The 13,552-nt window shown below is 70.4% G+C and carries 11 protein-coding genes and 1 rRNA gene; 4 read left to right on the forward strand and 8 right to left on the reverse strand.

Annotated elements, in window-relative coordinates; genetic code table 11:
- The first annotated feature begins 152 nt into the window (after window positions 1–152).
- The 3 genes from rrf (at window position 153) to KSO98_RS06025 (ending at window position 2,162) form a co-directional block, all read left to right on the forward strand.
- Window positions 153–269: ribosomal RNA gene (gene rrf / locus KSO98_RS06015) — 5S ribosomal RNA — on the forward strand.
- A 74-nt stretch (window positions 270–343) separates the two neighbouring features.
- Window positions 344–1,459: a tetratricopeptide repeat protein gene (locus KSO98_RS06020; protein WP_225284162.1), complete on the forward strand. Its 1,116-nt coding sequence runs from the start codon at window positions 344–346 to the stop codon at window positions 1,457–1,459.
- Between the two features lie 172 nt (window positions 1,460–1,631).
- The gene (locus KSO98_RS06025) at window positions 1,632–2,162 is read left to right on the forward strand and encodes a DUF3145 domain-containing protein (protein ID WP_225284163.1); all 531 of its coding nucleotides are present in this window, start codon (window positions 1,632–1,634) and stop codon (window positions 2,160–2,162) included.
- A gap of 120 nt (window positions 2,163–2,282) precedes the next feature.
- On the opposite strand, the gene KSO98_RS06030 is transcribed toward KSO98_RS06025, so the two are convergent.
- The 7 genes from KSO98_RS06030 to KSO98_RS06060 all read right to left on the reverse strand — a co-directional run bounded on the left by KSO98_RS06030 (window position 2,283) and on the right by KSO98_RS06060 (window position 9,518).
- The gene (locus KSO98_RS06030; protein WP_225284164.1) at window positions 2,283–2,813 is read right to left on the reverse strand and encodes a hypothetical protein; all 531 of its coding nucleotides are present in this window, start codon (window positions 2,811–2,813) and stop codon (window positions 2,283–2,285) included.
- Window positions 2,814–2,981: 168 nt separating this feature from the next.
- Complete coding sequence (locus KSO98_RS06035; RefSeq protein ID WP_225284165.1) at window positions 2,982–4,442, reverse strand: acyl-CoA carboxylase subunit beta; 1,461 nt, start codon at window positions 4,440–4,442, stop codon at window positions 2,982–2,984.
- Window positions 4,442–5,716, reverse strand: a complete 1,275-nt coding sequence (locus tag KSO98_RS06040) for a beta-ketoacyl-[acyl-carrier-protein] synthase family protein (RefSeq protein WP_225284166.1) — start codon at window positions 5,714–5,716, stop codon at window positions 4,442–4,444. The genes KSO98_RS06035 and KSO98_RS06040 overlap by 1 nt, the downstream gene beginning before the upstream one ends.
- Window positions 5,717–5,759: 43 nt before the next feature.
- On the reverse strand, window positions 5,760–6,008 hold the full coding sequence (locus KSO98_RS06045) for an acyl carrier protein (RefSeq protein ID WP_225284168.1): 249 nt from the start codon (window positions 6,006–6,008) through the stop codon (window positions 5,760–5,762).
- Between the two features lie 63 nt (window positions 6,009–6,071).
- Window positions 6,072–7,079 (reverse strand): beta-ketoacyl-ACP synthase III, encoded by a 1,008-nt coding sequence (locus tag KSO98_RS06050; RefSeq protein WP_225284169.1) that lies wholly within the window; start codon window positions 7,077–7,079, stop codon window positions 6,072–6,074.
- Complete coding sequence (locus KSO98_RS06055; protein WP_225284171.1) at window positions 7,079–8,263, reverse strand: acyltransferase domain-containing protein; 1,185 nt, start codon at window positions 8,261–8,263, stop codon at window positions 7,079–7,081. Before KSO98_RS06055 ends, KSO98_RS06050 begins: the two co-directional genes overlap by 1 nt.
- 85 nt (window positions 8,264–8,348) lie before the next feature.
- Window positions 8,349–9,518: a PucR family transcriptional regulator gene (locus tag KSO98_RS06060; protein WP_225284173.1), complete on the reverse strand. Its 1,170-nt coding sequence runs from the start codon at window positions 9,516–9,518 to the stop codon at window positions 8,349–8,351.
- 147 nt (window positions 9,519–9,665) lie between these two features.
- Between KSO98_RS06060 and KSO98_RS06065 the strand changes: the two genes are divergently transcribed.
- Window positions 9,666–10,652: an alpha/beta fold hydrolase gene (locus KSO98_RS06065; RefSeq protein ID WP_225284174.1), complete on the forward strand. Its 987-nt coding sequence runs from the start codon at window positions 9,666–9,668 to the stop codon at window positions 10,650–10,652.
- A 63-nt stretch (window positions 10,653–10,715) separates the two neighbouring features.
- Here the strand turns inward: KSO98_RS06065 and aceE are convergent, their stop codons facing one another.
- The gene (gene aceE, locus KSO98_RS06070) at window positions 10,716–13,496 is read right to left on the reverse strand and encodes a pyruvate dehydrogenase (acetyl-transferring), homodimeric type (protein WP_225284175.1); all 2,781 of its coding nucleotides are present in this window, start codon (window positions 13,494–13,496) and stop codon (window positions 10,716–10,718) included.
- Between the last annotated feature and the right edge of the window lie 56 nt (window positions 13,497–13,552).

The following is a 13,552-nucleotide window of genomic DNA, read 5'->3' on the forward strand; positions in this document are numbered from 1 at the left end:
CAAACGCTCAACAAAACCAACAAACGCATAAACTGCGCAAAGTGTTCGCGTCCACGAACCAACATTGATACCACTGAATTGAATAGTGGCAGACGATGTAACCACAGAGTTTTCCCCGCTGGCCGCAATCGGCAGAGTGTGGGGTCTAGGGTTACGGCGGTCATAGCGTAGGGGAAACACCCGGTCCCATCCCGAACCCGGAAGTTAAGCCCTACAGCGCCGATGGTACTGCAACCGGGAGGTTGTGGGAGAGTAGGACGCCGCCGGACAATATTTCGCATAGGGGCCACCAGCAGGTGGCCCCTATGCTGCATTTACGCACGTTTTGAGGAAGGCTGAGTCCATGGCAGAGGATCGACGGAGCGGCGGACGTCCCGCTCAGGGTTCGGGACGCCCGCGTAGTACGGGTGGGTCCCGACCGACCAGTGGAGGTTCCAGCGCCCGCGGCGAGGGCAAGTCGTACGGCTCCAAGCCGGCCGGCGGCGGCTCCCGCGATGGCGCCCGCAGCGGCGGCCCCAAGCGCGACGGTGCTCCGAAGGCCTCCGGCTGGGGCAAGAGCTACGCGAAGGACGGCGACGCCAAGGGCAAGGACTCGCGTCCCGGCTCCGGCAAGGGTCCGTACGCCGGCAAGGGCGGCAGCAGCGCCGGTCGCAGCGGTGGTCCGAAGCGTGATGGCGAGCGCGGGGGTCCCCGCGGTGGTGAGCGTGGCGGCGAGCGCCGCCCGTACAGCCGCGAGCAGCGCGAGGAGCGCGAGCCCCGTACCGCTGACCAGGCCGCATACGACGGTCCGGAGCTGCCCGAGGAGATCACCGGCCAGGAGCTCGACCGCAGCGTCGCGGCGCACCTGAAGGGTCTGCCGGACAAGCTCGCTGCCCGCATCGCGCGCCACCTGGCCGCTGCCGGCATCTACATCGACGACAACCCGGAGCTGGCCTACCAGCACGCGAAGGCCGCCAAGAGCCGTGCCCAGCGGATCGCCGTGATCCGCGAGGCCCTCGGCGAGGCCGCGTACGCCGCGGGCCACTACGCCGAGGCGCTCTCCGAGCTGCGTGCTGCCAAGCGCATGAACGGTGCCACCGCGTACCTGCCGATCATGGCCGACTGCCACCGCGCGCTGGGTCACCCGGAGCAGGCCATCAAGCTGGCGCACAGCCCCTCGGTGGTGAACTTCAAGCCCGAGGCCAAGGCGGAGATGACGCTCGTCGAGGCGGGCGCGCGTTGCGACCTCGGCCAGATGGACGCTGCCCTGCGGGTCCTCGAGCTCTCGCCGCTGAACAACAAGAGCCGTGCGGCCTGGGTCGTGCGCCTGCGCTACGCCTACGCCGACACGCTCGAGGCCGCTGGCCGTCTCAACGAGGCGCTGCAGTGGTTCCACCGCACGTACGCCATCGACTCCGACGAGATGACCGACGCCGCTGCGCGCGCTGAGGACCTCGAGAAGCGCGTCGATCGGGACTGATCGGCGCCGCGTCGACAGCATGAGAGCGCGGGGTGCTGGCATCCTGCGCTCTCATGCGTCACAATGGCCCCACAACTACATAGATGTCATTCCATCACCACGTACCACCTGAAGTTCCGATGCCAGTCCGCTGGGGAAGGCGTTGCTCGCGCCGGAACGAAGGAGAACTACGGTGACTGGATACACGACATCGCACAGCACCACCCGGACCGCGACCCGGGGTGTGCTCTACGTGCACTCGGCGCCGTCCGCGCTGTGCCCGCACGTCGAGTGGGCCGTCGGCGGGGTTCTCGGTGTTGCTGTGAGTCTGGACTGGACCCCGCAACCGGCTCAGTCCGGCACCTACCGTGCTGAGCTCTCGTGGTCCGGCGCGGTGGGCTCTGCTGCAGCCGTCACGTCGGCGCTCAAGGGCTGGAACCACCTTCGGTTCGAGATCACTGAGGAGCCGACGTCCGGCTCCGAGGGGACGCGTTTCTCGTACACCCCCGAGCTCGGCGTCTTCCACGCCGTGACCGGGCTGCACGGCGACATCATGATCCCCGAGGACCGGTTGAAGGCCGCAGTGGTGAAGGCAGCGCTCGGCGAGACCACCCTCATGCTCGAGGTCGACAAGCTCCTCGGCAAGCCGTGGGATGACGAGCTCGAGACCTTCCGGCACGCCGGAGAGGGCGCGCCGGTCCGCTGGCTGCACCAGGTTGTGTGAGGCGAATGAGCGATCGGCAGCGCTCGCGAGGAGCGAGCGCTGGCCGCGAGCGAGGGCGTCCGGCGCGTAGCGCCACGATCGCGTCAGCGATCACCACGTAGAGGAGGCACTGCTGAGTCGTCAGGCTCGGTGGTGCCTCTTCTTGTGCTTGTGCTTGTGGATCGTCAGCCGGAACGGGTCGTCCGGGACCGTCGTGGTGGTCGTCGGGCCCTGCCCGTCGTTGGTGTAGAGCGCGCCATGCAGGACGAAGCGCCCCGGCTCGGTGTTGGAGCGGCAGATCGTCACGGTCTTGGTGCCGCTGAGCGGGTCGGCGCCGCTGAGGATGACGTCGGAGGCCTGGGAGATGCCACGCGGGTCGGTCACCAGGATCTCGAAGTCGAACTCCTGCCCGTCGGGGATCTGGAGCCGGTACCGGTACGCGTACTTCCGGCAGCCCTTGCGCAGCCGCTGGTCGGCCATGTCGAGGTGGCCGCTGATCGTCGTCGCCTGTGGCGAGGACGTCGCCGTCGGCCCGCCGAGCAGGCCGCCCAGGAGGCCGCCGAGAGGATCGCTGCTCGCCGCAGCGCTGGAGGCTCCTGCTCCGACGACGCTTCCCGCCAGGGCGAGGACCATCGCCGCACGCGCCAGCCGCTGACCACCGAGATGCTTCATGGAGGGAACAACGCAGCAGCGCGGCACGTGGTTACGTGCCGCGCTGCTGTTTTGGGAGGGAGGGAGGGTGTTCAGTGCCGCATGAGCGGCGCTACGCGCCGCTGGCTCGCGCGCTCGCGGCCAGCGCTCGAGCTCGTTCCTCGCTCGCGCTGTCGCTCGCTTACTTGCCTAGAGCGGGATGTTGCCGTGCAGTCCGCGGCGAACGCCGTCACGCTGGACGGCCTCGTCGAGGGCCTTGGCGATGGCGCTGCGGGTCCGGGCCGGCTCGACGATCTCGTCGACGACACCGATCTCGACGGCCTTCTCCACGCCACCGGCGATCCGCTCGTGCTCGGCGGCCAGCTCCTCCTCCACCTGCGGGCGGATGTCGGGGGAGACCTCGGCGAGCTTGCGGCGGTGCAGGACCCGGATGGCCGCGACCGCGCCCATCACGGCGACCTCGGCGCCCGGCCACGCGAAGACCTTGGTGGCGCCGATGGAGCGGGCGTTCATCGCGATGTAGGCGCCGCCGTACGTCTTGCGGGTGACCAGCGTGATCCGCGGGACCACGGTCTCGCCGAACGCGTGCAGCAGCTTGGCTCCGCGGCGCACGACGCCGTCCCACTCCTGGCCGACGCCGGGCAGGTAGCCCGGGACGTCCACCAACACGATCAGCGGGACGCCGAAGGCGTCGCACATCCGCACGAAGCGGGCCGCCTTCTCGGCGGAGGCCGAGTCGAGGCAGCCGCCCAGGCGCAGCGGGTTGTTGGCGACGACGCCGACCGTACGGCCGCCGAAACGGCCGAGGGCGGTGACGATGTTGGGCGCCCAGCGGGCGTGCAGCTCCTGAGTGGTCTCCGCGTCGAGCAGGGTCTCCACGAGCGGGTGCACGTCGTACGCGCGCTTCTTGGACTCCGGCAGCACGGCACTGAGGTCGACGTCCTCGACGTCCTCGACGCACAGGCCGCCCTGGTCGCCCAGGAGGGAGGCGACGATGCGGGCCCGCTCGAGGGCCTCCTGCTCGCTCTCGGTGAGGATGTGCACCACGCCGGAGCGGCGTCCGTGCGGCTCCGGGCCGCCCAGGCGCGCCATGTCGACGTCCTCGCCGGTGACCGAGCGGACCACGTCCGGGCCGGTGACGAAGATCCGGCCCTCGGGGCCGAGGATGACGACGTCGGTCAGTGCCGGGCCGTACGCGCCGCCGCCGGCGGCGGGGCCGAGGACGACCGAGATCTGCGGGATCCGGCCCGAGGCGTGCGTCATCACCTGGAAGATCCGACCGACGGCGTGCAGGGAGAGCACGCCCTCGGCGAGGCGGGCACCGCCGGAGTGCCACAGGCCGATGATCGGCACCTGGTCGGTCATGGCGCGGTGGTAGGCGTCGACGACGACGCGGCAGCCGGCGTCACCCATCGCGCCGCCCATGACGGTGGCGTCGGTGCAGAAGGCGACCACGCCGGCACCATTGACGGTGCCGCGCACGGCGAGCATGCCCGAGTCGTCGATCTCGGAGAGCAGCTCCAGCGAGCCCTCATCGAGCAGCGCGGTGAGGCGGGTCAGCGGGTAGCGGAAGTCGTCCTCCCGCGGCGGCTTGGCAGCAGCGGCCGGCTTGGCCGCCGCCGGGACCTGGACGTCAGCGGTGGCGGTCATCAGAAGCTCCCGAACGCGACCGCGACGTTGGCGCCGCCGAAGCCGAAGGAGTTGTTGAGCGCCACCACGTCGCCGGCGGGCAGTTCGCGCGCCTTGTCCGGGATGTCGAGCTCGACCTGCGGGTCCAGGTTGTCGAGGTTGATCGTCGGCGGCGAGACGCGGTCTCGGATCGCGAGCACGGTGGCGACGGCCTCGAGGGCTCCGGCACCGCCGAGGAGGTGGCCCGTCATGGACTTGGTGCTGGTCACCACGACGTTGGAGACCTGGGCGCCGAGGGTGGCGTGCAGCATCAGGCCCTCGGCGATGTCGCCCTGCGGCGTCGAGGTGGCGTGCGCGTTGACGTGCACGATGTCGGAGGCGCTGATCTCCGACTCGCGCAGCGCGCCGAGGATGGCACGGGAGCCGCCGCGGCCGAGGGGGTCGGGCTGGGCGATGTCGTGCGAGTCGGCGGTGATGCCGGCGCCGAGGACCTCGGCGTAGATCGTGGCGCCGCGGGCCTGGGCGTGCTCGAGACGCTCGAGGACCAGGACGCCGGAGCCCTCGCCGAGGACGAAGCCGTCGCGGGCGGTGTCCCACGGACGGCTGACCGTGGTCGGGTCGCCGCCCTCGGGACCGGAGGCCGTCTTCGACAGCGCCATCATGTTCGCGAAGGCGGAGATGTTGAGGGGGTGGATCGCGGCCTCGGTGCCGCCGGCGACCACGACGTCGGCGCGGCCGAGTCGGATCTGGTCGATGGCGTGGGCGATCGCCTCGTTGCCCGAGGCGCAGGCCGAGACCGGGGTGATGACCGCGGCGCGGGCGCCGACGTACAGGCTGACGTTCGCCGCGGGTGCGTTCGGCATCAGCATCGGGACGGCGAGGGGGGAGACCCGCCGCGGACCCTTCTCCCGGAGAGCGTCGTAGTTGTCGAGCAGCGTGATGACGCCGCCGATGCCCGACGCGAGAGCGACGCCGACGCGCTCCGGCTCGAGGCCGGGCTCGGCCTCGGAGCCGGCGGCGCCGGAGAACCCGGCGTCGCGCCAGGCCTCCATCGCCGCGACCATCGCGAGCTGGGCGGAGCGGTCGAGGCGGCGGGCCTTGACGCGCTCGAGGACCTCGGTCGGCTCGACCGCGGCCTGACCCGCGATCTTGACCGGCAGGTCCTCTGCCCAGGCCGCGTCGATGGTACGGACGCCCGAGCGGCCCTCGAGAAGGGCCTCCCAGGTGGACGGAACGTCTCCGCCGACGGGGTTGGTGGTGCCCAGACCGGTGACGACGACTCGGATGCGGCTCATGTGCTCTCCGGAAGAAGGTTGGTGTTCAGTGCTCAGCGGATGCTCAGGCGGCCTGAGCGTTCTCGATGAAGCTGACGGCGTCGCCGACGGTCTTCAGGTTCTTGACCTCGCTGTCGGGGATGGTCACGCCGAACGCCTCCTCGGCGGCGACGACGACCTCGACCATCGACAGGGAGTCCACGTCGAGGTCGTCCACGAAGGACTTGTCGAGCTGGACGTCGGAGGTGTCGACGCCGGCGACCTCGTTGACGATGTCGGCGAGCTGGGTGCGGATCTCTTCGGTGGTGGCCATGTGAGGCGACCTTTCTCTTTCGGTGGGCCTGGACCCGTTGCGGTGAACTGTGGGTGGGGTGGATCAGGGGACGATGACGACCTGGGCGGCATAGACCAGCCCGGCGCCGAACGCGATCAGGAGAGCGGTGTCTCCGGTCTTCGCCTCGCCGTTCTCGATGAGCCGCTCCAGGGCGAGCGGGATCGAGGCGGCCGAGGTGTTGCCCATGGTGGTGATGTCGCGGGCGATGGTCACCGACTCGGGCAGCTTCATCGAGCGGGCCAGGGCGTCCACGATGCGCAGGTTCGCCTGGTGCGGCACGAAGCAGTCGAGCTCGTCGACGCCGACGCCGGCGCGGTCGAGAGCCTCCTGGCCGACCTTGGCCATGGAGAAGGCCGCCCAGCGGAAGACGGGGTTGCCGTCCATCGTCAGGTAAGGCTGCTCGACCCGCTCGGCGGCGGTGCCCCAGGTCAGCCAGTCGACGTCCTGCTTGATCAGGTCGGCCTGCTCGCCGGCGGAGCCCCACACGACGGGGCCGATGCCGGGCACGTCGCTCGGGCCCACGACGGCCGCGCCGGCACCGTCGGCGAAGATGAACGCGGTGCCGCGGTCGCGCAGGTTCGTGAGGTCGGACAGACGCTCCACGCCGATGACCAGGACGTGCTTGGCGCTCCCGCCGCGGACGAAGTCCGAGGCCATCGAGATGCCGTGGCAGAAGCCCGCACAGGCCGCGGAGATGTCGAAGGCCGCCGGGTGGTCGGTGCCGAGCTCGTCGGCGACCAGAGCTGCCAAGGAGGGCGTCTGGAGCATGTGGCTGACGGTCGCGACGATGACGCAGTCGATCTGCTGCGGGTCGAGCCCGGCCGCCTCGATCGCCTTGCGGCCGGCGGCGACCGACATCATCTGCACGGTCTCCTCGGGCGTCGCCCAGCGACGCTCGGTGATGCCGGAGCGCGTCCGGATCCACTCGTCGCTGGAGTCGATCGCCTCGACGATCTCACTGTTGGGCACGACCCGGCTCGGGCGGTAGCCGCCGACCCCCATCAGGCGGGCGTGGCCGGGCGTGCTCGTCTCGGGCGTACGGATCGGCATCAGTGCACGCCCTCGGGGTGGAGGCGGAGCAGCGGCTGGCCGGGGGAGACGAGGTCGCCGTCCTCGACGAGCCACTCGACGACCTGGCCGCCGTGCTGGGAGGGGACCTGGATTCGGTCGCGCAGGCTGGCGACGTCACCGATGGTGGCGCCGGCCTCGATCAGCTCCTGGCCGCGGGCGGCATCGGCGAGGTGGAAGGTGCCCTTGGCGGGGGAGACGACCATCCGCCAGGTCGGGCTGGTCTCGATGAGGCTGCGCTCGCCGTGTTTCTGGCAGAAGGCGCGGGCCGCGTCGAGCTGGTCGGGGGTCTTGAGCGCGAAGGTCTCGACCCCCTTGAGCTGGCGCTTGATGATGCCCGTCAGGGTGCCGGCCGGCGGCATCTCCAGCACGCCGGTGACGCCGAGGTCGCTGAGCGTCTCGAGGCACAGGTCCCAGCGGACCGGGCGGGCGATCTGGCCGACGATCCGGCTGAGCACCTCGCGGCCGGCGTGCACGATCTGGCCGTCGCGGTTGCTGATGACGGGCGTACGGGGGTCGTGCACCGAGACCGACCGGGACAGCCTCTCGAGGCGCGCGACCGCGGGCTCCATGTGGCTGGTGTGGAAGGCGCCGGCCACCTTGAGCGGCATGATCCGCGCCTTGGCGGGGGCGTCGTCGGCGAAGGCGGCGAGCTGCGCGAGCGTGCCGGCCGCGACGATCTGGCCGGGGCCGTTGTCGTTGGCGGGGGTGAGACCGTGCTTCGCGATCGCGGCGAGGACCTCGTCACGGTCGCCACCGAGGACGGCGCTCATACCGGTCGGGGTGACGGCGGCGGCGTCGGCCATGGCTCGGCCGCGCTCGCGGACCAGGACCATCGCCTGCTCGGCGCTGATCACGCCCGCGCCGGCGGCGGCGGTGAGCTCACCGACGCTGTGGCCCGCCACCGCGCCGACCATGCCGAACGCGTCGGAGGGGTGCGGGAAGAGGTCCAGGGCCGCGACCAGGCCGGCGCCGACCAGCAGCGGCTGGGCGATCGCGGTGTCGCGGATCGTCTCGTCGTCGGCGACGGTGCCGTAGTGGACGAGGTCGAGACCGGCGACGGTCGAGAGCCACTCGAGGCGGGCCGCGAAAAGCGGGTCCTCGAGCCACGGGGTGAGGAATCCGGAGGTCTGAGCGCCCTGACCCGGCGCGACGATGACGAGCACGGTTCAACTCTGCCGACCTACCTGGGGGTAGGCCCCTCAGGACCCTCTGAAGATGTCGGCTGCAATTTTGTGTGGTTCCTACAAATCAGGCGTCGGCCTGGCGACCGAGGACCAGGGCCGTGGCGAGCGCGAACGCGTCGCGGGGCTCGCTGGGGCTCAGCCCGGTGAGCTCGGCGATCTGACGGATCCGGTAGCGGACGGTGTTCGGGTGGACGAAGAGCCGGCGGGCCGCGGCCTCGAGGTTGCTGCGACTCTCCAGGTACGCGGTCAGGGTCTCGACGAGGGCGGGACGCTCGGTGAGGGGGCGGTAGACCTCCGTGACGAGCTCCGTGCGTGCCGTCTCGTCGCCGGCTGCGGCCCGCTCCACGACCAGCTGCTCGGCCAGGACCGGCCGAGGCGCTCCGGGCCATCCGGGCGCGGCCCGGAACGCCGCCTGGGCGCCGGCGGCCGAGGCGTGGGCGTGTGCGACGTCGGCGACCCGTGGTCCCGCGACCACCGTGCCGGGGCCGAACAGGTCGACGACGGCGGTCGCTGCGGCCCGCTCGTCGGTGACCTCGCCCAGGACGATCACCAGCCGGTCGCGCTGGACCGCGCACAGCGCATGCAGGTCCGCGATGCGGGCGCGGCGCCGTACCTCCTCGAAGAGGTCGGTCTCCGCGTGGCCGGTGGGAGCGGTGCCGAGCACCACCATGATCGAGCCGCGCGCACCCCAGCCGAGGGCGCTGGCGCGGCCGAGGACCGCCTCGTCGGGATCGGCACGCAGGATGGCGTCGACGACCAGCGCCTCGAGGCGCGCGTCCCAGGCACCGCGCTGCTCAGCAGCGCGGGCGTAGACCGCGGCGGTGGCGAAGGCGACCTCGCGGGCGTAGTGCCCGATCGCGGTCCGCGCGATCGGCACCGCGTCGGCGGCGAGCACCTCGTCCAGGCTCTGCTCGACCACGTCGATGGAGAGCCGGATCAGGTCGACGGTCTGCTGCAGGGTGATCGCCCCGGCGAGGGCGCGGGGTGCGGAGCCGAAGACGCTGGCGGCCAGGTCGGGCTCGACGGTGCTGTGCTCGCCCTCGGCGTACCAGCGCACGAAGCCCTGGATGCCGGCCTGGACGATCATCCCGACCCAGGAGCGCTCCTGGGCAGACAGGGCGGCGAACCAGTCGAAGTCCGACTCCATCCGCCCGGTCGCGGTGGTGGCCAGCCAGCCGGTGGCGCGCTGCAGGGCCTGGGCTCCTGGTACGGCGGCGGGGCGAGGCGGCGTCACGGGCTGATCCTCCCACCAGATCGGCTCGGAGAAGCTCTTGGCGTCACACGATCGCAACCGATAGGACCTCCACTTATTGGGCACAGAGTGGTTGAATCATCGAATTGGACAGTCGGTCAGATGTCCGGGTGACACGAAGGAGACACCATGGCGCGCAGGGCAACGGTGGGCTCGCTGGCCGAGACGCAGTTCGCCACGGTGCATGGGCACCGCCGGGCGTACGCGATCGGTGGCCGTGAGATCGGCACCGCACCCGTCCTCCTCCTGCTCCACGGGCTGGCCTGCAACAGGCACACCTGGGACCCGGTGTGGGATCGGCTGGGGGAGAAGTACACCCTCATCGCGCCCGACCTGCTCGGCCACGGCGAGTCGGACAAGCCGCGTGGTGACTACAGCCCGGGCGGCTACGCCAACGGCATGCGCGACCTGCTGACCATCCTCGGCGTCGACAAGGTGACGGTGATCGGTCACAGCTTCGGCGGTGCGGTGGCGATGCAGTTCGCCTACCAGTTCCCCGAGCGCACCGAGCGGCTCGTGCTGGTCAACGCGGGCGGCCTCGGCAAGGAGGTCACGGTGCTGATCCGCGCCCTCGGTCTGCCGGGCTACCAGTACACCCTGGGCCTGCTGACCGCGCCGGTGATCCGCCAGGTCAACACCACCATCCTGCGCGGGCTCAAGGCCACCGGCCTGCGGGACCTGCGCGATCTCGACGAGGTCGCCGACATCGTCGACTCTCTCACGGACCCACGCGCCCGCTATGCGGTGCACAAGCTCGTGACCGGTGTGATGGACTGGCGGGGCCAGAACATCACGATGCGCGACCGGGCCTATCTCACCGAGCTGATGCCCCTGTGCGTGGTCTGGGGCGAGGACGACCACGTCCTGCCGGCCAGCCACGCGCAGACCGCGACCCAGTTCGCGCCGAAGGCACAGGTGACCGTCATGCCGGACGCCGGCCACTTCCCGCATCGCGACCACCCGGACGCGTTCGCCGACCTGCTGATCGACTTCGTCGACTCGACGGTTCCCGCGACGTACTCGCGTGCCCGCTGGCGCCGCCTGCTCACCACTGGTCCGCAGGCGCCCGCCCTGCGCGCGGTGCGCGAGGACGACGTGGCCTCCGAGCTGGCCTGAGCCGTTGACGAGGAAGGGCCCCGGGAGATCCCGGGGCCCTTCCTCGTGCTTGGGGGAGACGCGTCAGGCGTCGCCACCCTCCTGCTTGACGCCGCGCATCGTGGTCGGGTCATCGATCCGGTACGTCTCGAAGGCCTTCGACACGACCGAGCGGTCGACCTTGCCGGCGTCGGCCAGGGCCTGGAGGGCCTGGACGACGACGGACTGGGCGTCGATCTGGAAGAAGCGACGCGCGGCCGGTCGGGTGTCGGCGAAGCCGAAGCCGTCGGCACCGAGGACGCGGTAGTCGGCCGGGACCCAGCGGGCGATCTGCAGCGGGACCGCCTTCATGTAGTCCGAGACCGCGATGACCGGCGAGTCCGAGCCCGACAGCTTGTCGGTGATGTACGCGGTCTTGGCCGGGGCGCTGGGGTTGTTGAGGTTCCAGTGCTCCGAGGCGGCGGCGTCACGGGCCAGCTCGTTCCACGAGGTGACCGAGTAGGTGTCGGCGACGACGCCCCAGTCCTCGCGCAGCAGGCGCTCGGCCTCGGCGACCCACGGGAAGCCGACACCGGAGGCGAGCAGGCGTACCCGCGGTCCCTCGCCCTCACCGGCGGACACCTGGTGGATGCCCTTGAGGATGCCCTCGACGTCGACGCCCTCCGGCTCGGCCGGCTGAGCCACGGGCTCGTTGTAGACCGTGATGTAGAAGATCACGTTCTCGCCCTTGCCGTCCTCGCCGCCGGGGCCGTACATCCGCTCGAGACCGCTGCGCATGATGTGCGCGACCTCGTAGGAGAACGCGGGGTCGTAGTGCACGACGCCGGGGTTGGTGGCGGCGATCAGCGGGGAGTGGCCGTCGGCGTGCTGCAGGCCCTCACCGGTCAGGGTGGTGCGACCGGCGGTGGCGCCGATGAGGAAGCCGCGCGCCATCTGGTCGGCCATCGCCCAGATCGAGTCGCCGGTCCGCTGGAAGCCGAACATCGAGTAGAAGATGTAGAACGGGATCATCGGCTCGCCGTGGGTGGCGTACGAGGAGCCCGCCGCGGTGGCCGAGGCCATCGCACCCGCCTCGGAGATGCCCTCGTGCAGCATCTGACCCGAGGTCGACATCTTGTACTGCAGCAGCATGTTGCGGTCGACGCCCTCGAACTGCTGACCCGCCGGGTCGTAGATCTTGGCCGAGGGGAACATCGCGTCCATGCCGAACGTGCGGTACTCGTCGGGGGCGATCGGGACGATGCGCTTGCCGATGTTCGGGTCGCGCATCCAGTCCTTGAGCAGACGCACGGTGGCCATGGTGGTGGCGACCTTGTGGCTGCCCGCGCCCTTCTTGAGCTCGGCGTACGTCTTGTCGCCGGGCAGCTCGAGCGGCTTGGAGCGGTTCTCGCGCCGCGGCAGCGAGCCGCCGAGCACCCGACGGCGCTCGTTCATGTACTTGATCTCCGGCGAGTCCGGGCCGGGGTTGTACAGCGGGAACTTGCCGGTGGCGGCGTACTTCTCCTCGATCTCCTGATCGGTGATCGGGATCTCGAGCCGGTCGCGGAACTTCTTCGCGTCCTCGACGGTGAGCTTCTTCATCTGGTGGGTCGCGTTCTTGCCCATCAGGGCGTCGATCGTCCAGCCCTTGATGGTGTGCGCCAGGATCACGGTCGGCTGGCCGACGTGCTTGGAGGCCGAGTCGAACGCCGCGTACACCTTGCGGTAGTCGTGGCCGCCGCGCGGCAGCTTCTCGATCTCGCGGTCGGAGAGGTGCGCGACCATCTTGCGCAGGCGCGGGTCCGGGCCGAAGAAGTTCTCCCGGTTGTACGCGCCGTCCTCGACCGAGAAGGTCTGGAACGCGCCGTCCGGGGTGGAGTTCATCTTGTTGACCAGGACGCCGTCGACGTCGCGGGCGAGCAGGTCGTCCCACTCGCGGCCCCAGACGACCTTGATGACGTTCCAGCCGGCGCCGCGGAAGTTGGCCTCCAGCTCCTGGATGATCTTGCCGTTGCCGGTGACCGGGCCGTCGAGCTGCTGCAGGTTGCAGTTGATGACCCAGGTGAGGTTGTCGAGCTCCTCACGGGCGGCGATGCGCAGGGCACCCATCGACTCCGGCTCGGCCATCTCGCCGTCACCGAGGAAGGCCCACACGCGCTGCTGCGACGTGTCCTTGATGCCCCGGTTGTGCAGGTACCGGTTGAACCGGGCCTGGTAGATCGAGTTGATGCCGGTCAGACCCATGGAGACCGTGGGGAACTCCCAGAAGTCCGGCATGAGGCGCGGGTGCGGGTAGGACGACAGACCCTGGCCGACGCCGTGCTGCGCCTCCTGGCGGAAGCGGTAGAGGGCCTCCTCGGAGAGCCGGCCCTCGAGGAAGGCGCGGGCGTAGATGCCCGGGGCGGCGTGGCCCTGGATGAAGACCTGGTCGCCTCCGCCCGGGTGGTCCTTGCCGCGGAAGAAGTGGTTGAACCCGACCTCGTAGAGGGAGGCCGAGGACTGGTAGGTGGCGATGTGACCGCCGACCTCCAGGCCCTTGCTGTTGGCGCTGGAGACCAGCATGGCGGCGTTCCACCGGATCATGGATCGGACGCGGCGCTCGGTGTCCTCGTCGCCCGGGAACCACGGCTCGCGCTCCGGCGGGATCGTGTTGATGAAGTCCGTGCTCCGCAGAGCCGGTACGCCGACGGCGCGCTCACGGGAGCGCTCCAGGAGACGGAGCATGACGTAGCGCGCTCGGTCGCGGCCGCGGGCGTCGACCATCGAGTCGAAGGACGCCAGCCAATCCCGGGTCTCGTCGGGGTCGATGTCCGGAAGCTGTGTCGGCAGGCCCTCATGGATGACGGTGGCCGGCGTGCCGGAAGCAGGGGTGTTTTCTTCGGTCACATCTTGAATCGTGCCACTCCGCACCCCGTCGTGAAATTTACTGCGGAGTACGGATT

The organism is Nocardioides nematodiphilus (genome assembly GCF_020216525.1).
Lineage (GTDB): Bacteria > Actinomycetota > Actinomycetes > Propionibacteriales > Nocardioidaceae > Nocardioides > Nocardioides nematodiphilus.